General features: G+C 71.4%; 18 protein-coding genes. 7 read left to right on the forward strand and 11 right to left on the reverse strand.

Annotated elements, in window-relative coordinates:
- From ACIG5F_RS25135 to ACIG5F_RS25145, 3 genes are read left to right on the forward strand one after another with little or no spacing between them, the layout of a single operon-like run.
- Positions 1-921 (forward strand): NAD-dependent epimerase/dehydratase family protein, encoded by a 921-nt coding sequence (locus ACIG5F_RS25135; RefSeq protein WP_396521349.1) that lies wholly within the window; start codon positions 1-3, stop codon positions 919-921.
- Entirely contained in the window at positions 918-2,792 is a 1,875-nt protein-coding gene (locus tag ACIG5F_RS25140) for an FAD/NAD(P)-binding protein (RefSeq protein WP_396521351.1), read from the forward strand. Before ACIG5F_RS25135 ends, ACIG5F_RS25140 begins: the two co-directional genes overlap by 4 nt.
- Positions 2,789-4,126 carry an adenylosuccinate lyase family protein gene (locus ACIG5F_RS25145; protein ID WP_396521353.1) on the forward strand — a complete coding sequence of 446 codons (1,338 nt, stop codon included), beginning with the start codon at positions 2,789-2,791 and terminating at the stop codon, positions 4,124-4,126. Before ACIG5F_RS25140 ends, ACIG5F_RS25145 begins: the two co-directional genes overlap by 4 nt.
- 85 nt (positions 4,127-4,211) lie before the next feature.
- Here the strand turns inward: ACIG5F_RS25145 and ACIG5F_RS25150 are convergent, their stop codons facing one another.
- On the reverse strand, positions 4,212-5,009 hold the full coding sequence (locus ACIG5F_RS25150) for a lysozyme (RefSeq protein WP_396521355.1): 798 nt from the start codon (positions 5,007-5,009) through the stop codon (positions 4,212-4,214).
- Between the two features lie 170 nt (positions 5,010-5,179).
- Here ACIG5F_RS25150 and ACIG5F_RS25155 point away from each other — a divergent pair, with 170 nt between their 5' ends.
- Entirely contained in the window at positions 5,180-5,392 is a 213-nt protein-coding gene (locus ACIG5F_RS25155; protein ID WP_396521357.1) for a hypothetical protein, read from the forward strand.
- A gap of 13 nt (positions 5,393-5,405) precedes the next feature.
- On the opposite strand, the gene tpx is transcribed toward ACIG5F_RS25155, so the two are convergent.
- The 3 genes from tpx to ACIG5F_RS25170 all read right to left on the reverse strand — a co-directional run bounded on the left by tpx (position 5,406) and on the right by ACIG5F_RS25170 (position 10,423).
- On the reverse strand, positions 5,406-5,921 hold the full coding sequence (gene tpx, locus ACIG5F_RS25160) for a thiol peroxidase (protein WP_396521359.1): 516 nt from the start codon (positions 5,919-5,921) through the stop codon (positions 5,406-5,408).
- A gap of 75 nt (positions 5,922-5,996) precedes the next feature.
- On the reverse strand, positions 5,997-6,317 hold the full coding sequence (locus ACIG5F_RS25165; protein ID WP_396521361.1) for a hypothetical protein: 321 nt from the start codon (positions 6,315-6,317) through the stop codon (positions 5,997-5,999).
- 101 nt (positions 6,318-6,418) lie between these two features.
- Positions 6,419-10,423, reverse strand: coding sequence for a discoidin domain-containing protein (locus ACIG5F_RS25170; RefSeq protein ID WP_396521363.1), 4,005 nt, complete (start codon positions 10,421-10,423; stop codon positions 6,419-6,421).
- 188 nt (positions 10,424-10,611) lie between these two features.
- Here ACIG5F_RS25170 and ACIG5F_RS25175 point away from each other — a divergent pair, with 188 nt between their 5' ends.
- Together ACIG5F_RS25175 and ACIG5F_RS25180 are read left to right on the forward strand one after the other, a co-directional pair.
- Positions 10,612-11,484, forward strand: a complete 873-nt coding sequence (locus ACIG5F_RS25175) for a patatin-like phospholipase family protein (protein ID WP_396521365.1) — start codon at positions 10,612-10,614, stop codon at positions 11,482-11,484.
- Positions 11,485-11,519: 35 nt separating this feature from the next.
- A complete protein-coding gene (locus tag ACIG5F_RS25180; RefSeq protein ID WP_396521367.1) occupies positions 11,520-12,299 on the forward strand; it encodes an alpha/beta fold hydrolase in 780 nt (259 codons plus the stop codon).
- 3 nt (positions 12,300-12,302) lie between these two features.
- Here the strand turns inward: ACIG5F_RS25180 and ACIG5F_RS25185 are convergent, their stop codons facing one another.
- The 3 genes from ACIG5F_RS25185 to ACIG5F_RS25195 are packed head-to-tail and all read right to left on the reverse strand — an operon-like array spanning position 12,303 to position 16,315.
- Entirely contained in the window at positions 12,303-12,905 is a 603-nt protein-coding gene (locus ACIG5F_RS25185) for a DUF6000 family protein (RefSeq protein ID WP_396521368.1), read from the reverse strand.
- Between the two features lie 10 nt (positions 12,906-12,915).
- Positions 12,916-13,518, reverse strand: a complete 603-nt coding sequence (locus tag ACIG5F_RS25190) for an AAA family ATPase (protein ID WP_396521370.1) — start codon at positions 13,516-13,518, stop codon at positions 12,916-12,918.
- On the reverse strand, positions 13,508-16,315 hold the full coding sequence (locus ACIG5F_RS25195; protein WP_396521372.1) for a BTAD domain-containing putative transcriptional regulator: 2,808 nt from the start codon (positions 16,313-16,315) through the stop codon (positions 13,508-13,510). Before ACIG5F_RS25195 ends, ACIG5F_RS25190 begins: the two co-directional genes overlap by 11 nt.
- A gap of 155 nt (positions 16,316-16,470) precedes the next feature.
- Here ACIG5F_RS25195 and ACIG5F_RS25200 point away from each other — a divergent pair, with 155 nt between their 5' ends.
- On the forward strand, positions 16,471-17,043 hold the full coding sequence (locus ACIG5F_RS25200) for a hypothetical protein (protein WP_396521374.1): 573 nt from the start codon (positions 16,471-16,473) through the stop codon (positions 17,041-17,043).
- A gap of 47 nt (positions 17,044-17,090) precedes the next feature.
- Here ACIG5F_RS25200 and ACIG5F_RS25205 read toward each other — a convergent pair whose 3' ends face one another.
- The 4 genes from ACIG5F_RS25205 to ACIG5F_RS25220 form a co-directional block, all read right to left on the reverse strand.
- Positions 17,091-17,930: an alkaline phosphatase family protein gene (locus tag ACIG5F_RS25205; RefSeq protein WP_396521376.1), complete on the reverse strand. Its 840-nt coding sequence runs from the start codon at positions 17,928-17,930 to the stop codon at positions 17,091-17,093.
- A 121-nt stretch (positions 17,931-18,051) separates the two neighbouring features.
- Entirely contained in the window at positions 18,052-19,905 is a 1,854-nt protein-coding gene (locus ACIG5F_RS25210) for an ArnT family glycosyltransferase (protein WP_396521378.1), read from the reverse strand.
- Positions 19,906-19,946: 41 nt separating this feature from the next.
- The gene (locus ACIG5F_RS25215; protein ID WP_396521379.1) at positions 19,947-21,413 is read right to left on the reverse strand and encodes a sensor histidine kinase; all 1,467 of its coding nucleotides are present in this window, start codon (positions 21,411-21,413) and stop codon (positions 19,947-19,949) included.
- The gene (locus tag ACIG5F_RS25220; RefSeq protein ID WP_396521381.1) at positions 21,391-22,107 is read right to left on the reverse strand and encodes a response regulator transcription factor; all 717 of its coding nucleotides are present in this window, start codon (positions 22,105-22,107) and stop codon (positions 21,391-21,393) included. The genes ACIG5F_RS25215 and ACIG5F_RS25220 overlap by 23 nt, the downstream gene beginning before the upstream one ends.
- Positions 22,108-22,165 lie beyond the last annotated feature (58 nt).

Raw genomic sequence — 22,165 nt, forward strand, 5'->3', positions numbered from 1 at the left:
ATGCGGGTGCTGCTGGCCGGCGCGACCGGGGTGATCGGCCGCGAGCTGCTTCCCCTGCTGCGCAAGGCTGATCACCACGTCACCGCCCTGGTCCGCGGGCCCGCGCCGGACCTGGAGGCCGACGCGGTGGTGGCCGCCGACCTGCTGGACGCGCCGGCGGTGGCCGCCGCCGTCGCCGCCGCGCGGCCGGAAGTCATTGTGCACCAGGTGACCGCGCTGCGGCCGGTCAGCGGCGACACCCGCTGGGAGGTGTTCGAGCGGACCGCCGAGGTGCGCCGGGTCGGCACCGCCAACCTGGTGCGGGCGGCCCAGGCGGCCGGGGTGCGGCGATTCGTGGCCCAGAGCATCGCCTTCGCCGCCGCGCCGGTCGGGGATCCGGTGCTGGGCGAGGACGCGCCGCTGTATCTGGACGCCCCCGACGCGACGTGGGCCACCACCGTGCAGGCCGTCGCCGACCTGGAGCGGACCGTGCTCCAGGCCGGCGAGCTGGCCCCGATCGTGTTGCGGTACGGCAGTTTGTACGGGCAGCACACTGTGTACGACGCCAACGGGACGATCGGGCAGGCCGTGCACCTCGGCCGGCTGCCGCTGGTCGGCGACGGCGCGGGGCTGACGTCGTTCGTACACGTACGAGACGCGGCGCTGGCCGCCGTGCTGGCGGTCGAGCACGCCGCCACCGGCGTGTTCAACATCGTCGACAACGAGCCGTCGCCGGCGCACGCCTGGCTGCCGGGTTACGCCAACCTGCTCAATGCCCCCGAGCCCAAGCGGATTCCCCTCGAACTGGGGGAGCGGCTGCTGGGCTGGTACGGGGCGTTCCAGCAGACCCGGCAGCGCGGCGCGGACAACGCCAAGGCCCGCGACCAGCTGGGCTGGCAGCCGACCGTGCCGAGCTGGCAGGCGGGAGTGTGCCTGCCGTGAAGATCTGTGTCATCGGGGCTGGGCCGCGCGGAACCTCCGTGCTGGAGCGGATAATCGCCAACGCCGACGGCGCACCGGTCGACGTGCACCTGGTCGACCCGTTCCCGCCCGGCGCGGGCAACGTGTGGCGGATCAACCAGTCCGACATGCTGCTGATGAACACCGTGGCCTCGCAGGTCAGCCTCTACACCGACGAGAGCGTGGCCCTGGAGGGCCCGGTCGTGCCGGGGCCGAGCCTGTACGAGTGGGCCAAGGCCATCGCCGGCGACCAGTACCCGGACCAGGTCCTCACCGAGGCCTCCCGGCTGGGGCCCGACTCGTACCCCACTCGCGCGATCTACGGCTATTACCTGGAATGGGTGTTCACGCAGCTGGTCGCCAACGCCGGCGACGTCTCCGTGACCGTGCACCGGGGCACCGCCGTCGCGGTGGACGACCAGCCCGACGGCCGACAGAGCGTGCGACTCAAGAGCGGGTCCACTGTGGACTCGGTCGACGCCGTCATCCTGGCGCTGGGCCACGGCCCGGTGGCGCTGACCGCCGAGGAGATGTCCTTGCGGGACTTCGCCTCCGAGCGGGCCCTGACCTACATCCCGCCCAGCAACCCGGCCGACCTGGACCTGTCCCGCATCGAGCCGGGGGAGAAGGTCGCGCTGCGCGGCCTGGGGCTGAACTTCTTCGACTACCTGGCCCTGTTCACCGAGGGCCGGGGCGGGTGGTACGAGCGCACCGAGGACGGGCTGGTCTACCACCCGTCCGGCCTGGAACCCGCGCTGTACGCCGGATCCCGGCGCGGCGTCCCGCACCACGCGCGCGGCGAGAACCAGAAGGGCCCGGTGGGGCGGCACATTCCGCTGTTCCTCACGCCGCCGGTGATCGAGCGGCTGCGCCACTCCGGCCGGGTCCGGTTCATGCACGACGTGTGGCCGCTGATCGACAAGGAGGCCCGCGCCGTCTACTACTCGACCCTGCTGGCCGGCCGGCTGCTGCCGGCCCAGGTCGAGGAGTTCTCCCGGTTGTACGTCGAGGTCCTGCGTGATGATCTCGACGACGCCGAGCTGCTGGCCCGGTTCGGGGTGCGCGCGGACGAGCTGTGGAACTGGGAGCGCATCGCCAAGCCGTACGGCGAGAAGGCCTTCAGCGATCAGGCCGACTACCAGCGCTGGCTGCTCGGCTACCTGCGCTCCGACGCCCGGGAAGCCAGGCGCGGCAACGTTTCCAGCCCGCTCAAGGCCGCCCTCGACACGCTTCGCGACCTGCGCAACGAGATCCGCATGGTCGTCGACCACGGTGGCATCACCGGCAGCTCCTACCGGGACGAGCTGGCCCGCTGGTACACCCCGTTCAACGCCTTCCTGTCCATCGGCCCGCCGCTGCGCCGCATCGAGGAGATGACCGCGCTGCTGGAGGCCGGTGTGCTCCGGGTGCTCGGCCCCGGCGTGCGGGTCGCGCTGGACGACGTGTTCCTGGTGGACGCCTCCTCCGTGCCGGCCCCGCCGATCGCCGTCACCACGCTCATCGAGGCCCGGATCCCCGATGTGGACCTGCACCGCAGCGCCAACCCGCTGCTGCGCTACCTCAAGGCCACCGGGCAGTGCCGGTCGTTCCACATTCCCGACGAGGGCAGCGAGTCGTTCGAGAGCGGCGGCATGGCCGTCACCGCGCGGCCGTACCGCGTGATCGACGCCACCAACCGACCCCATCCCGCACGGTTCGCCTACGGCGTGCCCACCGAGTACGTTCACTGGGTGACCGCCGCCGGCATCCGCCCCGGCGTCGGCTCCGTGACGCTGGAGGACTCCGACGCCATCGCCCGCGCGGCCCTGGCCGTTCGGTCCGCGCCGATGGCGGAGGTTGGGAGACTCGCGTGAGCACCGATTCCGGCCTGCTGGCCCCCACCTGGGCCGGCACGCCCGTGGCTGCGATCACCGGCGACGAGGCGTGGGTGCAGGCCATGGTCGACGTCGAGGCCGCCCTGGCCCGGGCCCAGGCCCGGCTCGGGGTCGTGCCCGACAACGCCGCCAAGGCCATCTCCGCGGTGTCGGCCGACCAGTTGGACGTGGCCGCGCTGGCCGTGGCTTCGCGGGGCGCGGCCAACCCGGTCGTGCCCTTCGTGCCGGCGCTGATGAAGCTGCTGCCGGCCGAGGTCGCCGAGTATGTGCACCGGGGTTCCACCAGCCAGGACATTCTGGACAGCGCCACCATGGTGGTCGTCGACCGGGTCCGGGCCCTGCTGCTGGCCGACCTGCGGCGCTGCGCCGACGCCCTGGCCCGGTTGTGCGTGGACCACCGGGAGACCCTGATCGCCGGGCGGACCCTGACCCAGCACGCCGTGCCCACCACCTTCGGGCTCAAGGCCGCCGGCTGGCTCTCGCTCGTGCTCGACTCCGTCGACCGCCTCGAATCCCTTGTCCTGCCGGCAGAACTGGCCGGCGCCGCCGGCACCCTGGCCGCGTATGTCGAATATGGACGGTTGGCCGGGGTCGAGGCCGGCGTCGCCCTGATCGCCCCGTTCGCCGAGGAGCTCGGCCTCGCCGAGCCCGTCGCCCCCTGGCACACCGTGCGCACACCGATCATGGACGTCGGCCATGCCCTCCAGTTCGTCGCCGGGGCGCTGGGCAAGATCGGCCTCGACATCCAGGTGTTGTCCCGCACCGAGATCGGCGAGGTCGCCGAGCCCGCCGCCGACGGCCGTGGCGCGTCGTCGGCCATGCCCCAGAAGCGAAACCCCGTGCTGGCAACGCTTCTCGTCACCGCCGCCCGTCAGGTCCCGGCCCAGGTTTGCGTGCTGGCGCAGAGCATGGTCGCCGAGGACGAACGCCCCGGCGGCGCCTGGCACGCCGAGTGGCAGACGCTGCGCGAGGCCCTCCGCCTCGTCGGCGGCTCCGCCTTCACCGCCGCCGAACTCCTTGAGGGGCTTGAGGTCTTCCCCGATCGCATGGCCGCCAACCTGGCCCTGTCCGACGGCGCCATCGTCAGCGAACGCCTCAACGTCGCCCTGGCCCCCGTGCTCGGCAAGGCCGTGGCCAAGAAGCTCCTCGGCGACGCCTCCCGCGAAGCCGCCGCCACCGGCCGTTCGCTGCGCGAGGTCCTGGCCTCGATGATCGAGGTCGACCTCCCCCTCGACGACCTCCTCGACCCCGCCCACTACCTCGGCGACGCCCCGGCCCTAATCGACCGCGTCCTACATCGTCTCCATCGTTGATCCCCCGTCCCCCCAAGTGTAGGAAGGGGGCTTTCCTCCACTCCGAGTGGAGGAAAGCCCCCTTCCTACACTCTCGACGAGGGGGTTAGGGGGTGTTGTTGGCGAGGGCTAGTAGGCGGGTGGCGGAGCCGTTGAACTGGTCCTGGTCGCCGGGGAAGGCGCCGGAGTCGGCGAACTGCCAGAAGGTCCACGTCGCCCAGCCGGCGGGCAGGGTGCCGGGGCTGGAGCTGTAGCGGGCGATGAACAGCGGGTTGGTCTGGCTCAGGCCGCTCCAGTTGCCGGTGCACTTGGTCCACCAGTCGGTGGTGGTGTACACGGTGGCCCAGCGGGTGGTCTTGGCGTGCACCTCGTTGCTGAAGGCCTGGATCCAGGTGCGCATCGCGGCCTGGCTCATGCCGTAGCACTGGTCGCCGCTGGGCGCGTACTCGATGTCCAGCATCGGCGGCAGGGTCTTGCCGTCCTTGGACCAGCCGCCGCCGTGGGCGACGAAGTAGTCGGCCTGGGCCGCGCCGGTGGACAGGTTGGGGCGGGCGAAGTGGTAGGCGCCGCGGATCAGGCCGGCGTTGTACGAGCCGTTGTACTGGTGAGCAAAGGTCGGGTCCACATAGGTGGTGCCTTCGGTGGCCTTGACGTAGGCGAACTTCGCGCCCTTGGCCGCTACCGAGGCCCAGTCCACGTTGCCCTGGTAGTGGCTCACGTCCAGGCCCGGCAGCCCGGCCAGCGGTGCGAAGCCGGCGCCGCCGGCGCCCTCGTGCTTGGCCACCTCCGAGCCGGCCCAGTGCAGGGCCGGGTCGTCAGGGTCGGTGGCCGCGGCGGCGGTGGTCGTGGCGGTGGTGACGAGTAGCAGGCCGGCCAGCACGCCGGCGATTCGACTGGTGCGCATATGCGACTCCCCAGGTCCGGCGCGGCCGGCAGGGGTGTGCGGCCGCGTTGATCGCATCGTGGCCGATCTCCAACCGCCATACCAGGGTTTCGGTGAATGAGTCACCATTCGAAGAAGGTGATATCTACATGCTAGATTCGGAGTATCACTCGTCAGTCCGAGGGGGCGTCGTGGCCGAGCGCAAGGGCGTGCTGCTGAGGTTGGACCCGGCGGTCCACGACGCCCTGGCCCGCTGGGCCGCCGACGAACTGCGCAGCACCAACGCCCAGATCGAGTTCCTGCTCCGCAAGGCCCTGGTCGACGTCGGCCGCATGCCGTCGGGCGTCGGCGGCATCCCGCGCCGCGGCCGTCCGCCCAAGGACACCCCGGACGGGTCCGGCTGAGGTTGCCTGTGGGTCAGCCGATGGCCGCCAGGGCCGCCTCGTAGTCCGGCTCGCGCATCTGGTCGGCGACGTATTCGGCGTGGGCGATGCGGTCCTGCGCGTCGATGACGAAAACCGCCCGCTGCAACAGCCGCCACTCGGCGATCCCGACCCCGTAGTCGAGGCCGAACTGTTCGCTGCGGTGGCTGGACAGCAGCTGGTGCTCAACGCCCTGCGCCACCCGCCAGCGCTCGAGCGCGAACGGCAGGTCCATGCTGATCGTGTAGATCCGGACCGACGGGCCGGCGGCCGCCAGGCGCTGCTGCCAGGCCAGGGTCTCGACGTGGCACACCGGCGTGTCGATCGAGTTGATCACGTTGAGCAGCCGCACCGACCCCGCCGAGTCGGCCAGCCGCACCTGTCCGATCGCGCCCTTGTCGTCCAGCCAATCCAGTTCGAACTCCGGCGCCGCCGCCCCGACCGGCAGCTTCCGCCCCGTCACGGTCAGCTGCTCGTCCAACTCGAAGGCCTCGCCCGTGCGCTCGTGCATGGAGTCGCTCCCTCATGGCCGTGTCCAGCGGCAACCGCACGAGAATACGGCCCGCGAGCCGCCGGCGCGGGCCTTTCAGCTCGGCCGGACCAGTGCCGCTGCCGGCACCCGGACCTCGGTCAGGCCCTCCTCGGTCTCGCACCAGACGAGTCGGACCAGCGCGATGCCGTCCGTCACATCGAGCACCTCGCACGGGACTGTGACCGGCGCGGGATACTCGGTGGTGAGGCCGATGTCGCCGCCGAAGGCGACATCCTTGTCGATGATGTCGTGCTGCCGTCCGCCGGCGTCGGTGAGTCGCACCAGGACGATCAAGGGGTAGTTGCTTTCGTCCACGCACTTGACGGCCGTGGCTGGGATCTCCAGGCGATCACCTGGGTCGGGAATTTCGTTCACGTCGGTCAGTGTGGCCATGTGGGGCGGCGCCGTCGTTCGAATATCCCCGGACGGGGGTCGGCCCCCGGCGCCGGGGGCGTCGGGGGCCGACCGATCGGCGGTCAGTTCCTGGTTATGGTGAAGGTGCTGGTCGTGTTTCTGATGTCGATGAAGTTGTTGGACAGCTTCAGGTTGGTGAAGGTCGCGGAGCCGACGGCCGGGCCCTGGCCCGCCTCCGGCAGCTCGTTGGCCCAGATCCCGAAGCCGGACTTGGCGTTGTAGGTGTCACCGCTCTGCTGGGCCCCGCTGATGGACACGTTGGTCAGCACGGTGTCGGTGATCGGTTGCAGCGGCGCCCCGCCGACGTAGTCGGTCTGGAACATGATGCCGCTGTAGGTCGGGTCGACGATGTCCACGTCGCTGACCCTGATCCCCTGGAACTTCTGGTTGGCGGAGAACATCCATATGCCCGGGAAGGTCTGCGCGCCCCAGAAGTGGCCGCCGGCTCTGACGATCGACACGTTCTGGATCGTCGTGGGATCCGGCCCGAAGTCCCGCATGGGGTAGCCGAAGTTGAGCGAGCTGACGGTGATGCCGGCGTAGGTCAGCATGTCGGCCACGTACAGGTTGCGGAAGGTGTTGTCCTCGCCGCCGTACACGGCGAAGCCGGCGGCCCGCCAGGTGAGCACGGCGGTCAGGTTCTCGAACACGTTGCCGGTCTCGTTGCCGCCGCCGGCGTCGGTGGCGGCGAACATGGCGAAGCTGTCGTCGCCGGTGGACCGGGCCTCGTCGTTGACGATGTGGTTGTTGGAGCTGCCGTTGGTCATGTTGACGCCGTCGGCGAAGGTGTCGCGGATCCGGGAGTTGCTGATGGTGATGCCCTGCACGTTGGTGCCCCAGAACAGGCACATCTGGTGCTCGATCCAGATGTTGTCCAGCGTGATGTTGGAGACGCCGGTCAGGTTGAACACCTTGCCCGGGCCGTCCTGCCGGCTGTTCCAGTTGCCGAAGAAGGCGAAGCCAGACAGCTTGGACCCGTTGGCGCTGCTCTGGATGTCGATGCCGACGTCGGTGTTGGTCTGGCCGCTCGGCGAGTTGAACCGGGTGTACCAGGGGCCGGCGCCGACGACGGTGATCGCCTTGCCGTAGATGGTCATCTTGCCGGTGACCGAGTAGTCGCCGGCCGGCAGGTAGACGCCGGTCAGAGTGGTGCTCTGGCGCACGGTGTCGAACGCGTTCTGCACGTCCTGCTGGGTGAAGCCGGTCGGCACGGCGTAGTGCGTCGGGTCCGGGTTCGCCTGCGCGGTGGCCAGTTCCAGGTTGATGAAGTCGATCCAGAAGTTGCCGCTGTTGGCCGAGTCCTTCTGCAGCCTGATCTTGTGGCCGGCCGGCACGGTGGTGCCGAGCAGCATGTTGGCCTCGTCGTAGATGTGCCGCGGCGAGCCGGCGCCGGCGTCGTTGCTGGGCGAGGCCTCGGCCCCGTACAGCCAGGCGTACTGCGAGGTCAGGCTGATCGGCTTGAGCAGGGCGCCGTCCACGTACACGTCCAAAGTGGACGTCGTGCCGTCCGGGATGGCGAACCGGGTGACCAGGGTGTTGGTCGCGGCCCTGGTGGTGAACTCCACCGAGGCCCCGGTCTGGGTCAGCGCGACGGCCTGCCGGCCGGACGCCTCGCCCGCGTAGTCGCCGATCGTCCTGTTGGGACCGAGGACCGTGGCCCCGCCGGCCAGCACACCGCTCTCCGCTTCGTAGGAGTCGTACGGCATGTTGGCGCCGCGGCCCACGAACAGGTTGGAGGTGCTGGTGTTGTTGCCCTGCTTGACCGGCAACTCGTTGGCGTCGTTGGCCACCGTGGTGGTGATGGTGTAGTTGCCGTTGGCCGCGGTCCAGCTGCCGACGTTGACCGGGCTGGCCGTGGCGCCGGCGTTGATCACGCCGCTGTACGAGCCGCTCAGCGTGGCCACCGTGGAGCCGCTGGACGCGTCCTTGACCGTCACGGTGATGCCGTGCGCGCCGCTGGCCGACGCGACCGTGCCCTGGTTCTTCAGCGTCACCGAGAACGCGACCGGGTTGCCGGCCGACGGGTTGCCCGGCGTCCAGTTGGTGGTGGCCACCAGGTCGCTGCTCTGCACCGGCGTCACCACCAGCGCCGTCGGGTTGGTGTAGGCGTTGTTGGCCTCGTTCTGCTCGATGACCTTGTTGGACTCGTCCACCTTGGCCGTCAGCTGGTACGAGCCGGCGGTCTGGGTGCCGATCGAGGCCGACACGGTGCTGGACGCGCCCGCGGCCAGCGCGCCGACCTGCGCGGTGCCGACCTTGGTGGTGCCCAGGTAGAAGTTGACGTCAGTGGCGCCCGCGGCCAGCGTGCCGGCGTTGCGCACCGTGGCGCTGGCGGTGATCGAGTCGGTCTCCACCGGGGAGGCCGGCGTCCACGAGGACCCGGTGATCGTCAGGTCCGGGTTGGGCGCGGGCACGCCGATCACCTGGAACTCGGCCGCCTGGCCGCCGCCCGCGCCGGAGTTCGCGGTGAACTTCAGCTGCACGTCGGCGACCCGCGCGGTCACCGGGATGGTGACGGTGTTGCCGCTGGCCGGGTCGAAGGAGTACGTCGTCGGCGCGACCAGGCTGGTGAAGCCGGTGGCGCTCTGCTCGCGGCCCAGCACCTCGATGGTCTGCGTGCGCGGACCCCAGATGCTGGCCGGGTTCAGCTTCACCACCACGGAACTGGTGTCGGCGTTGGACCCCAGCTGTGTGGTCAGGGTCTGCGGGTAGGTGCCGCCCGCGCCCTCCCAGTAGGTGGTGGTGTCGTTGTCGTTGGCGTTGGTGGCGACGAAGTTCAGCGTCGTCGAGGACGCCGTGATCGGCTTGCCCACGGCCAGGTTGGTGCCGGGGTTGCCGCCGCCGGTGCCGGTGCGGGTGACGCTGTTGCTGTTGCCGGACTGGTTGCCGGCGGCGTCGTGCGCCCGCACGAAGTAGGTGACGGTCGCGGTGTCCGGCTGGCTGTCGGTGTAGTTCAGCGTGGTGCCGGAAACGCTGGTGCGTAACGCGTTGTTGGCGTAGATGTCGTAGCCGGTGACGCCCACGTTGTCGGTGGACGCGGTCCAGGTCAGCGCGATCTGGCCGGAGGCGGGCTGGGTGTAGGCCAGACTGCCGGGCGCGGTCGGGGCCTGGGTGTCGCCGGTGGCCGGGCCGTACACCTCGAACTCCGAGATCTGGCCGGCCGGCCAGCCGGTGTTGCCGGTGATGTTCAGCCGCAGGTACCGGGTGGTCAGCGGGGTGTAGTTGATCGTCACGGTGTTGTTCGACGCCGGGTCGAAGGTGTAGCCGGCGGACGCGACGAGCTGGGAGAAGGTGCTGCCGTCGGTGCTGCCCTGCACGGTCAGCGTCTCGGTGCGGGCACCCCAGTTGGCGGTCGGCAGCTTGAGCACGATCTGGGTGCTGCTCACCGCCGCGCCGAGGTCGACCTGCAGCCACTGCGGGAAGGCGTTGTTGGTGCTCTCCCAGTAGCTGCTCTGGTTGCCGTCGTTGGCGTTGCTGGCCGGGAAACCGCCCTGCGTGCCGCTGGCCGCCATGGTCTTGCCGGCGGCCAGGTTGGTGGCCGCGACCGCGGCCGGCACCACCTGGAGGTCGGACAGCTGGGCCTGGGAGCCGGCCGAGTTGCCGGTGATCTCCACGCGCACGTAGCGCGAGAGCACCGCGCCGAAGCCGACCCGGACCGTGTTGTCGGACCTGGGATCGAAGTCGTAGGCCTTGGACTCGACGATGGTGTTGAAGGTCTTGCCGTCGTTGCTGCCCTGCACGGCCAGCGTCTCGGTGCGGCCGGTCCATGTGGCCGGCACCTTCAGCACCACGCCGCCGAAGCGGGTGACCTTGCCCAGGTCGACCTGCGCCCACTGCGGGAACGCCGGGCCGGAGCTCTGCCAGTACGAGTCGGGATCCGAATCGATGATCTTGCTGGCGGCCTGCGCGCCGGTGGCGCTGGAGGCCGACGCCGCGACCGTCGGGGTCGTCGTCGCGGCGGGTCTGGCGGTCGGCGCGCCGGCGGCGATGGCCGGCCCGCCCATCGCTAACAGGCCGAGACCGAGCAGCGCCGCTGCCAGTCTCCGCAGGGGTCGGGGTGCGCTCATCGAGTGGTCTACCTCTCGTCTGGCGGCAGGGGAGTGGCGAGAATCTTCCGGGCTCATGCCAGGAATTAACGGCAGCCTGTTGAGTTTTTGCGTGACAGGACTCACAGCGTTACAGACCGGCTACGCCCCCGTCAACGGGTAGTTAGGGCTTTTCGGCGGTTGTCGAGCTGAGCTGGCACGATGCGGCCGTGGATCGGATCTGTCTGCCCGCGCCGGTCGGGTTCGTGCTCGGGGGCGGCGGCAGCCTGGGGGCCATCCAGGTCGGCATGCTGCGGGCGCTCGCGGAGCGGGGCGTCACCCCCGACCTGGTCACCGGCACGTCCGTCGGCTCCGTCAACGGATCGCTGCTGGCCCTGGACCCCGCGCACGCCGCCGACCGGCTGGCCACCCTCTGGGCCGGCATGACCCGGACCCGGGTGTTCCCCGGCGGGCCCATCGCCCAGCTGCGCACCCTGCGCCGGGAGCGGACCTACCTGTTCCCCAACACCGGCCTCGTCGACGTGCTCGTCGAGGGCCTCGGCGGCGCCTGCGACTTCGCCGAGCTACAACTGCCCTTCGGCGCCGTCGCCGTCGACGCCGTCACCGGGCTGCCCGTGCTCATGACCTCCGGCGAGCTCGTGCCCGCCATCCTCGCCTCCGCCGCCATTCCCGGCGTCTATCCGCCCGTGCGGCGGGAGGACAAGGTCCTCTACGACGGCGGCGTGCTGGCCAACGTCCCCATCCGCCAGGCCCTCGCCATGGGCGCGAAGTCCTTGGTGGTGCTCGACTGCACCTTCCCCGGGCACCTGCCCGAGGTTCCCGGCTCGCTCGCCGAGACCCTCCTGTTCTGGGCCACCCTCGGCATGCGCAACCAGGCCGTCCTCGAAGCCGACCTCGCCGCCGAGGCCGTCCCCGTCCTCTACCTCCCCGGCGCCCCCGTCCAGGCCGTCACCCCCCTCGACTTCGGCCACACCGCCGAGCTCATCGCCTCCTCGTACGCCGCTTCGACGGGCTTCCTCGCCACCGTGGAGATCACCGGCCCCGGCCTCTACGGCGGCCCCGCCGGCCCCGTGCCCGCGTGATGCGCCGGTGACGCCGGTCGGCTAGAAGTCGTCCGGTGAAGACGATCTCCGTGCTGGCGTCCACCGTCGACTACACCGTCGTCGGGGACGGCCCCGGCCTGGTCCTGGCGCACGGCACGAGCATGACCGGACAGGCCAACTTCGGGCATGTCGTCGACCGGCTGGCCGATCGGTGGCGGGTGGTCGTGCCCGACTACGCCGGCAGCGGCGCGACCGTCCTGCCCGACGGGGAGCTCACCCTGGACCTCGCCGTCGCGCAGCTCGCCGCCGTGATCCGCGACGCCGGCGCCGGGCCGGTCGACCTGGTCGGCGATTCCCTCGGGGCCATGGTCGCCACCGCCACCGCCGCCCGTCATCCCGACCTGGTGCGCCGCCTCGTGCTGATCGCCCCGTGGTCCGACAGCTCCGACCCTCGACACCAGCTGGCCTTCGGTCTCTGGGCCCGCCTGTTGACGGACGATCCGACGCTCAGCAACCGCTTCGGCCTGCTCATGGCGTTGAGTCCAGGCTTCGCCGCCACGCTGACCGCCGACATGCTGGCCGGGTTCGCCGCGCAGGATCCCCCCAAGGACACCGCGCGGCGCATCCACCTCGACCAGCACCTCGACATTCGCGCGGACGCCTCGGTGATCACCGCGCCCACGCTGATCATCGCGGGCCGCAACGACTATCTGGTGCCCGAGTACCAGAGCCGTGGCCTGCACGACCTCATCCCCGGCAGCCGCTACGAGTCCGTGACCAGCGGCCACGCCGCCCTGCTGGAGCAGCCGGACGCCGTCATCGCCCTGATCCGAGCCTTCCTCCTCGACAGCTGACGGTCACGTTTGCTGTGCGAGGAAGCGCAGTGCGTCAATTCGCTGGCGATGAAAGAAGGTGTCGGTGGGGTTCGACGTGGCCCACTGCTGCCAGAGTCCCCCCGGCTGCACGAATTCGGCGGCGTGATCGGTCGCCAGGTCGGCATCGATGCGCTCAAGCGCCACCAGCGCCCAGGTCTGGTCGTAGTAGAGGTCCGGCCGACGGAGATAGCGGTCCAGATAGGCCGTGAGGATTTCGGCGTCCTCACTCGTGCCGAGCCGGGCCAGCGCTGCGCAGTACCCCTGCCCGGCGTAGATGAGTCCGCTTTCCAGCAGCAGCGCGCCTATGCGCTCGCGGAACTGGTCATGCCGGCCCGCCGCGATCAACCAGGCCGCGGTGATCCGGGAGCGCCATTCGCTCTCGAGCAGGACCCCGAGTTCGTGGTCGGTGATCTGGTTGGCCGCCTCGGCCAGGGACCGGAGGAACTCTGCTCGCTCTCTCTCCTCCAGTCGCGCGAAATTCCCATGGAGGAGCTGGAGATACCGCTGGGCGGATCCCGCTTCCGGGATCACGTAGCGGTGGATGACGTCCAGCAGTTCGGGGTCGTCGGCGCGGGGAAATCGCATGAGCCGATTCTCATCGGGGCATGGCCGCCGGTCCACTGCGTTCTGGCTGGTCGACTTCGTGTCCAGGCGGTCGCCGCAGCAGGGCGATGGCGGCGGCTTCGATGGGGTCGATGTCCGGGGCCGTGGAGTCTGAGGTGTCGACGGTGATGGTGGCGTCGACGCCGCTGGGCGGGGTGAAGATGGACGGGGCCAGGTCGCCGCGGTGGAACTGGGCGGCGAGTTGCTGGGCGATGGGGCCGGTGCGGGCGCGGAGGCGTTGGCCGACAACGGGTTCTGCGGCGGTGACGTGGACGGCGAGTACGCGGGTGTCGGGCAGGGCGGCCAGGAGGGTGGGGGAGAGCACGGAGGACTCCACGACGAAGCTCACCCGGGAAGCCGCGAGCAGCCGGGAGGTTTCGACCAGCACGGCCTCGGCCTGACGACTCACGGGACCGCCGGCGATGTGGAAGTCGGCGGAGGCGGACGAGAGGCCGATGCCGGTCTTGAGCTCGTCCCGGGACAGCAGGGGCAGGCCGAGGCGAAGGGCGGTGGCCCGGGCGACTGTGGTCTTGCCGGCCCCGGGGGAGCCGCACACGGCCACGACGAGCGGTCGATCCTCGATCTCACGGATCACGGGGATCGACGCTACCGGGCCGGCCCTGGCCGCAGGCTGCCAGCTCGGCCGAGGGCGCGGTGGCCAGGGCGACGGCCTGGTCGAGGGTCATGGCCCGGCCTTCGCGGTACAGGGCGTCGAAGGCGGCCCGGCCGATCTCGGCGCTCACGCGGCTGGTGGCGCGCCGGCTGGGGAGCCGGGCGATGTCCTCGGCCATCGACGGCCCGAAGCGGTCCACAAGCAGGGCGGCGGCGCCGGCCAGCCGAGCGGACCGTTCGGGGCGGCCGGTGTGCGCGGCGGTGACGGACAGGTGGTGCAGCGCCCACAGCATGACGAAGCCGGAAGCGAGGCCGAGCCGGCTCACGATCTCGACCGCCTCGCGCAGGAGCCGCTCGGCGTGGTCCCAGGCGTCGAGCCGGATCAGCACGGTGCCGCGGTAGACGAGGGTCATGGCCAGAGCCCAGCCGCCGCCGGCCCGGCGGCCCTCGGCCTCCAGCTCGGCCAGCGCCCGGTCAGCCTCGCCGGCCCGGCCCTGCATCACGGCCATGTGGGCCTTCGCGGCCCGGGCCACAGCCAGATAGCCCGAGCCGCCGGCCGCCCGGAACGCCGCATCGGCCTCGTCGAACAGCGCCGCGGCGAAGGCGTCGTCCCTCGACCACACCGCCACGTTGCCGCGTAACAGCAGCGCCAGCGCCAGGGTCCTGGGGTCGCCGGCCAGCCGGGCGAGTTCCATGGCCTCGTCGGTGACGCGGATGGCCTGCTCGCTGCGACTTCCGTGCGACACGTAGCCGTGGATCGCGAGCACACCGGCCCGGGCGGCGAGGCTGAGCGAGTCGCCGGCCAGGACCTCGTGCGCCCAGCGCCGGTACTCCGCGATGTGGCCACCGATGATCCAGTGCGTCGGAAACACCAGAATGGCCGCACATCGGTCCAGTTCGCCCCGGTCGAGCAGCCAGCGCAGCGCGGCCCGGATGTTGTCCTGCTGCCACCGCAGCCGGGTGAACCACTTGTGCTGGTCCGGCCCCTCCACTCCCCACCGCGCGGCCGCGACGAAGGACTCGACGTGGACGGCGTGCCGCTCCCGGAGCTCGGGCAGGACGCCGGTCGCCTCGGCTTGCGCCATCGCGAAGACCCGGACGGTTTCCAGCAGTGCGAACGAGTTCACGTCGCCGCACGGCCGCCGGAAGATGAGGCCGGCGTCGAGGAGCCCGCCGAGCAGCCGCCACGCGGTCGTCGGATCGACATTGGCGGCGGCGGCCGCCGTCGCTGCGTTCCAGCCGCCCGCGAACACCGACACGGCACACAGCAGCGCCTGTTCCTCCGTGCTCAACAGGTCGTAGCTCCAGGCGATTGCCGCCCGCAGCGCCTGGTGGCGCGGCGGTGCGTCGCGGGCGCCGTCGGTCAGCAGGTCGTGCGACCGCTCCAACTGGTCGAGCAGTGCGGCCGGAGACAGCAGGCGGGTGCGGGCGGCGGCGAGTTCGATGCCCAGCGGCAGCCGGTCGACCCGGCCGCAGATCGCGTCGACCACGGCCGGATCGTCGCCGTCGGCATATCCGGCCTGCCTGGCCCGCTCGACGAACAACTCGGCCGCGGACCGGGCGTCCAGCGGCTTCACCGGCCACACGTGTTCGCCACCGAGCCGCAGCGGCGTGCGGCTGGTGGCCAGCACCGTGAGCCTGGGTGAGACGTCCAGCAGCCAGGCGATGTCCGGCGCCGCGTCCAGCAGATGCTCGACGTTGTCCAGCAGCAGCAACAGGTTCAGGTCCCGCAGATGCGCACGCAGGGCCGCGCGGAGCGGAACCCCGGCCATCTCCCGGAGCTCCAGGCCGCTGGCCACGGTCGGCAACACCAGGCCCGGATCCCGGACCGACGCGAGCGACACGACGGCCACGCGGTCGCCTGTCCGCCGGGCGACCTCCGTGGCCAGGCGGGTCTTGCCGACCCCACCGGGTCCGGTCAGCGTCAGCAGCCGGGCCTCGCCCGTGGCCAGCCGGTCGACGAGGTCGGCGACGGCACGGTCGCGCCCGATGAGCCGGGTGCGGTGCGCCGGCAGCGGCGTGGCCGGCTCCGTGACCGGGTCGAGGTCGCGGTCGTCGCGCAGAATGGCCAGCTCCAGCCGACGGAGTTCGGCCCCGGGGTCGATGCCCAGCTCCTCGGCCAGGCGGGATCGGGCGCGCTGCGCGACCTCCAGCGCCCGGCTGGTCTGACCACTGCGGTGCAGCGCGAGCATCAGCTGGCCAACCAGCCGTTCCCGGGTCGGATGGGCCTCGGCCGCCGCGGTTATCTCGCCGAGGACCTCCTGGTGCCCGCCCAGCCGGAGGATCCCGTCGAACCGGTCCTCCACGGCGGTCAGGCGGGTTTCCTCCAGCCCGCCGCACAGCCGCTCCCGGATCTCGGGCGACGCGGTGTCGGCCAGCGCCGGCCCGGTCCACAGCCGCAGGGCCTCGTCCAGCAGGGTCACCCGGGTCCGGTCGCCGGCCGAGGCCCGGGCGCGGGCGACGGCGTCGGTGAACCGGTGCACGTCGATACGTCGTGGATCGGCGTGCAGCACGTATCCCGTGCCCTCGGTGGAGATCGTCATGCCGGCGCCGGCCTCGGCCAGGATCGAGCGCAGGTTGGACACCAGCACGTGGAGCGCGTGCGTGGCGCTGCGCGGCGGATCCGCGGGCCACAGCCACTCGAACAGCCGCTCGGTCGGCACCACCCGGTTCACCTCCCAGGCCAGCACCGCCAGCACGAGCCGCTGCTGGCGCGGTCCGAGCTCCACCACCGTGTCCGCCACCCGGGCCCGCACCGGTCCCAGCAGCCGTAATTCCACGTGCATCCCCCCAGATGAGCCGGGCCGCCGACCCCGAGCATGCCGACCGCGGCCGATCACCTCAATGGCCGCTCCGAGCGGGAGCCGACTCCGCTCCGAGGTCCCGGCGGCACGGTGACCAGGCAAGATCGCGACGATCGCATGGGGAGTGGGACGTGAACGTCAGGACTGTGTTCGCCCGAACGGGCCGCACGTTCGGGATCATCGCCGCGCTGCTGGCCGTGGCGGCCGGCGTCGCGGCGCCGGCGCAGGCGGCCCCGGCCGCCACCGTGCAGGCCACCGACGGCTTCGAGGGCAACCCCTGGAGCCACTGGCAGGGGATCACCGACGGGGACGGTGTCGCCGGGGCCGACATCAACCAGGGCCTCGCGCGGTCCGGCGCCAACGACGGCTGGCTCTACACCGGCACCGGCTACGCGGCCGAGCGGCTGGCGGTGCCGGTCTCGGGCTGGGCCAACCGGCGGTACTGCACCGCGCAGATCTTCGCCCAGACGGTCAGCTACGCCGCCCAGGTCGGGTTGGAGATCTGGAGCCCCGCCAACGGCTGGGTCAAGCTCACCGGCGCCACCGGGTGGATCACCCCCGGCGGCTACCAGCCGATCACCACGTTGCCGATCGACCTGAGCGGCCAGAGCACCGTGTACGTCCAGGCGATTTACGGCAACAACGGCGCCGTCCCGCAGTTCGTGCGGCTGGACGACGCCAGCCTCACCTGCGTGTCCTCCTGAGCCACCGAAGGTCGGGGGCGGGCGACTCGCCCGCCCCCGGCTTGGTTTCAGCCCCAGATGTCGGTGATGGGGGTGGCGGTGGCGGCGGAGCCGGCGTGGGGGAGGCCGTAGGCGTCCTCGATGGTGCGCAGGACGCTGTAGTGGTTGATGTTCTCCCCGTACGTCCCGGTCTTGACGCCGGCGCCGGTGATGACGGTGGGGATGAGGTTGGCGGTGGTGTTGTCGTCCTCGTCGAAGGTGAGCACGAAGACGCTGTTGTGGGTCTTGGCCCACTGGATGTAGCCGTCGAGGTGCTGCTTGAGCCAGGTGTCGCCCTGCTGGATGGTGCCGTCGTGCATGTCGTCCTGGAGGTTGGGCACCACGAAGGACACGGCGGGCAGCGTGGTGTAGTCGGTGGGGAAGTCGGTGAACCGCAGGTTGGCCGACGCCGGCACGTCGGCGAAGTCGACCCACGGGTTGTGCTTGCGGGCGTAGGTGCCGGAGGTGCAGGCGGTGGAGCCGACGGCGGGCAGGCTCTCGGAGTAGCCGGCGAAGCCGATGCCGGCGGCCAGGGCCTGGCCGCCGAGGTCGGGCGTGGTGAAGGCCTTCTTGGGGCAGGTGTCGTTGGTGACGCCCTGCGTGCTGCCGGAGAACAGGGCCAGGTAGTTGGGCTGGCTGGGATGGGTCTCGGCGTGCGAGTTGGTGAAGTTGGCCCCGGCCTTGGACAAACCGGTGATGTACGGGGCGTTGGCACTGCCGACGATCTCACCCTGGGCGTGGTTCTCCTCGATGACGACGAGGATGTGGTCGGGGCGGGGCACGCCGGCGGCGGACGCGGTGGCCGGCAGGGCCAGTCCCGCGGCGACCACGGCGGCGGCGATCGGGACAAGCGCGGAGAATCGGGACATCGAGTGCTCCTCGGGTCGGCTCCCGGGGAACGGTAGGCAGGTCACGCCCGGGCTGGGAACCGTCTGCTTTTCACAGACGGCTCCCAGCCTGTGAACCCGAACAGTCCACTGTGGACCTAGTTCAGGAACTGGCCCTCAGGTCGTAAACCGTGGTTCCGCCAACGGTCTGCGCCGTGTAATGCGCGGCGACCCAAGTGGCGATGTCGCTGGTGCCGCCGCCGCCGAAGCCGCGGCCGCCGCTGAGGTAATAGCTGATCTTGCCCTCGGCCACGTACTGCTGGAACTGGGCCAGGGTCGGGGCCGGGTCGGAGCCGGTGAAGCCGCCGATGGCCATCACCGACTTGCCGCTGGCCAGGGCGATCGGCGCGGAGGCGTTGGCGCCGTCGATGGCCGCGGCCCACTCGGTGGTGGTGGCCTGGAGCAGGCTGACCAGGGCGGCGCTGGTGGCGCCGTCCTCCCCGCCGCCGGGGCCGCCGCCGTTGCCGAAGCCGCCGCTGCTGGACGGCCCGGAGATGGGGATGGCTCCGGTGTGCGGGACGGACGCGGTGGCCACGCCGAACGAGGCGGTGCCAATCATGCCGGCGATCGCGGCGACGATGATCAGACGGCGGAACTGGTTGCCCTGCAAGAGAACCAGGGCGCCGACGGCGATGCCGGCGACCAGCACGAGCCAGCGCAGCCACGGCAGCCAGCTGGAGTCCTCGGACAGCAGCACGAAGTCCCACACGCCGGTGCCGGCGATCATGGCGGCCAGCCAGGCCCGCACCGAGAACAGCGCGCGGCCGCGCCAGAGCTGCTGGCCGCCAATGGCCACGAGGGCGGCGATGGCCGGGGCCAGCGCGACGGAGTAGTACGGGTGGATGGTGCCGCCCATGTAGCTGAACACCAGCCCGGTGACCAGCAGCCAGCCGCCCCACAGGATCAGCGCGGCCCGCGTCTGGTCGGTGCGCGGGGCCCGGCGGGTGAACCAGAGCCCGGCGACCAGCGCGATCAGCGCGGCCGGCAGCAGCCACGAGATCTCCGTGCCGAAGGACTGGCCGAACATCCGGGTGATGCCGGGGGTGCCGCCGAACGACAGGTTGCCGCCGCCGCCCGCGGCCGCGCCGGTGAAGCCGCCGCCGCCACCGCCGCCCCGGTTGCCGTCGCCGCCGAAGATGCGGCCGAGGCCGTTGTAGCCCAGGGCCAGTTCCAGCAGGCTGTTGCTGGTCGACCCGCCGATGTACGGCCGCGAGGACGCCGGCCACAGGTCGACAAGGGCGATGAACCAGCCGGCCGACACGATCAACGACAGCAGCGCGCCGCCCAGGTGCAGGATCCGCTTCCACAGCGTGGTCGGCGCGGCGACCAGGTACACCAGCCCGAACGCCGGCAGCACCAGGAAGCCCTGCAGCATCTTGGTCAGGAACGCGAACCCGATGGCCGCCCCGGCCAGCGCCAGCCAGCGCCAGCTGGCCTTCTCGGTGGCCCGCACCACGCAGTACGCGCCGGCGGTCATCAGCAGCACGAGCAGCGCGTCCGGGTTGTCGAACCGGAACATCAGCACCGCCACCGGCGTCAGCGCGAGCGCGGCCCCGGCGGCCAGGCCGGCCCCGTTGCCGAACCGGCGGCGCACGGCGGCGTAGAGCAGCCAGACCGCCAGCACGCCCTCGATCGCCTGCGGGGCAAGCAGACTCCACGAGTTGAAGCCGAAGATCCGCGCGGACAGACCCATGATCCACAGCGCCGCCGGCGGCTTGTCGACGGTGATGATGTTGCCGGGATCCAACGACCCGAACAGCAACGCCTCCCAGTTCTGGCTGCCGGCCTGCACGGCCTGCGCGTAGAAGTCGTTGCCGTAGCTGGAAGCCCCCAGGTTCCACAGGTACAGCACGGCGGTGCCCAGCAGCAGGGCCACCAGCGCCGGCCGGTGCCAGCCGCGTTTGCCAGGCGCGTCGGCCGCCGGGGCAGCCGCGGGCCGGGTCATCGTCGTTGTCATGGCACCAGCCTCGGGGTGGGCGCTGTGCCGGTTGTGTGCGCTCACTGTGCGCCGGCTGTGAGCCGCACGGTGAACACGGTGCGGCCCGGCCGGCTCTCCAGCGCGACCTCGCCGCCGTGCGCGTCGACGATGGCGGCGACGATCGACAGCCCGAGCCCGGTGCCGCCGGAGGCCCGCGACCGGGAGCCGTCGCCGCGGGCGAAGCGCTCGAACACTTCCGGTTGCAGCTGCGGGGGAATCCCCGGCCCGTCGTCGAAGACCTGGAGCACGACCTCGGCCGGCCGTCCATTGTGGATTCCGGTGACCACGGTCGTGCCGGGCGGCGTGTGGGCCCGGGCGTTGCCCAGCAGGTTGAGCAGGACCTGGTGCAGCGCCTGGCTGTCGCCGAGCACGAACACCGGCTCGGCTGGGATCGCCAGCTGCCACCGGTGATCCCGGCTCGTCACGTGCGCGTCGCTGACCGCGTCCACCACCAGCCGGGACAGGTCGACGGGCTCGCGCGCCAGCGGCCGCCCCGCGTCCAACCTGGCCAGCAGCAACAGTTCCTCGACCAGCGAGGTCATGCGGGTGGACTCGGACTGGATGCGCCGCATCGCGTGCGAGACGTCCGGCGGCACCCGGCCGTCGTAGCGGCGGGCCAGTTCGGCGTAGCCGCGGATGGAGGCCAGCGGGGTGCGCAGCTCGTGGCTGGCGTCGGCGACGAACTGCCGGACCCGGGTTTCGCTCTCCTGACGGACATTGAGCGCCGTGGCCACGTGGCCGAGCATCCGGTTCAGCGCCGCGCCGACCTTGCCGACCTCGGTGCGCGGATCGGTGTCGGCGTCGGGAACCCTTACGGACAAAGCGACTTCGCCCCGGTCGAGGGGAAGGTCGACCACGCGGGTCGCGGTGGCCGCCACCCGGTCCAGCGGCCGCAGCGCGGTGCTGATGATCACCGCGCCCGCCGTGCCGGCCACGACCAGCCCGATCGCCGCGATCACCAGCAGCGCGATGTTGATGCTGTCCAGGGTGTCGTTGATCTGGGTCAACGGCAGCCCGACGATCGCGCTGCCGTTGTTGGTGGAGATCACCCGGTAGTCGCCGAGGCCCGGCACGGCCACGGTGGTCGGCCGCCCGTCGGAGCGCACCGCCAGCAGCGCGGTCAGCTGGTTGGGGAGCAGGTTCTGCGGGCACACGTTCTGGTCGAGCACGAACGCCGCCTGCCCGTTCACGGCCAGCGCCCCCGGCCCCTGACTCGGCGGCGGCGCCTGCGACTGGTTGTTGGCGCACCAGGTCTGTTCCGGCCGGGGTCCGTGGTCGCCGCTGCCCGAGCCCTGGGGGCGGACCCGGTTGCCGGCCTGTTGGAGCTGGCTGTCGACCTGGGCGACCATGGTGGTGCGGATGAACACCTCGCCGATCAGGCCGATCGCCAGCGACACCACCGTGAGCAGCAGGACCACGGCGACGACGAGCTTGCGCCGCAGCGTCCACCGGCGCCGCGGGCGGTCAGCCCGTCGGACGGAGGACATAGCCGGCGCCGCGCATGGTGTGGATCATCGGCTCCCGGCCGTGGTCGATCTTCTTGCGCAGGTACGAGATGTAGAGCTCGACGATGTTGGCCTGGCCGCCGAAGTCGTACTCCCACACCCGGTCCAGGATCTGGGCCTTGCTCAGCACCCGGCGCGGGTTGCGCATCAGGTAGCGCAGCAGCTCGAACTCGGTGGCGGTCAGGTGGATCTCCTGGCCGTCCCGGCGCACCTCGCGGCTGTCCTCGTCCAGGGTCAGCCCGCCGACCACCAGCTGCGAGCTGGCCACCGAGGCCACCGAGCTGGAGCGGCGCAGCAGCGAGCGCACCCGCAGCACCAGCTCCTCCACGCTGAACGGCTTGGTCACGTAGTCGTCGCCGCCCACGGTCAGGCCGGCGATGCGGTCCTCGATCGCGTCCTTGGCCGTCAGGAACAGCACCGGCACCTCGGGCTGGTCCATCCGGATGCGGCGCAGCACCTCCAGGCCGTCCAGGTCGGGCAGCATGATGTCGAGCACGACGGCGTCCGGGCGGAACTGCTTGGCCTCCCGCACCGCGGACCCGCCGTCGGCGGCGCAGCGCACGGCCCAGTGCTCGAAGCGCAGAGCCATGCTCACCAGCTCCGCGAGCGCGGTCTCGTCGTCCACCACGAGCACCCGCAGCTGGCTGCCGTCCGCGCGCCTGAGTTCGCCGTTCATCGCTCCATCCTGTTGGCCTCGACTTTGCACTCACTGTGTGAATCCTGTGTATCACCTG

Source organism: Kutzneria sp. NPDC052558 (assembly GCF_044547355.1).
Lineage (GTDB): Bacteria > Actinomycetota > Actinomycetes > Mycobacteriales > Pseudonocardiaceae > Kutzneria.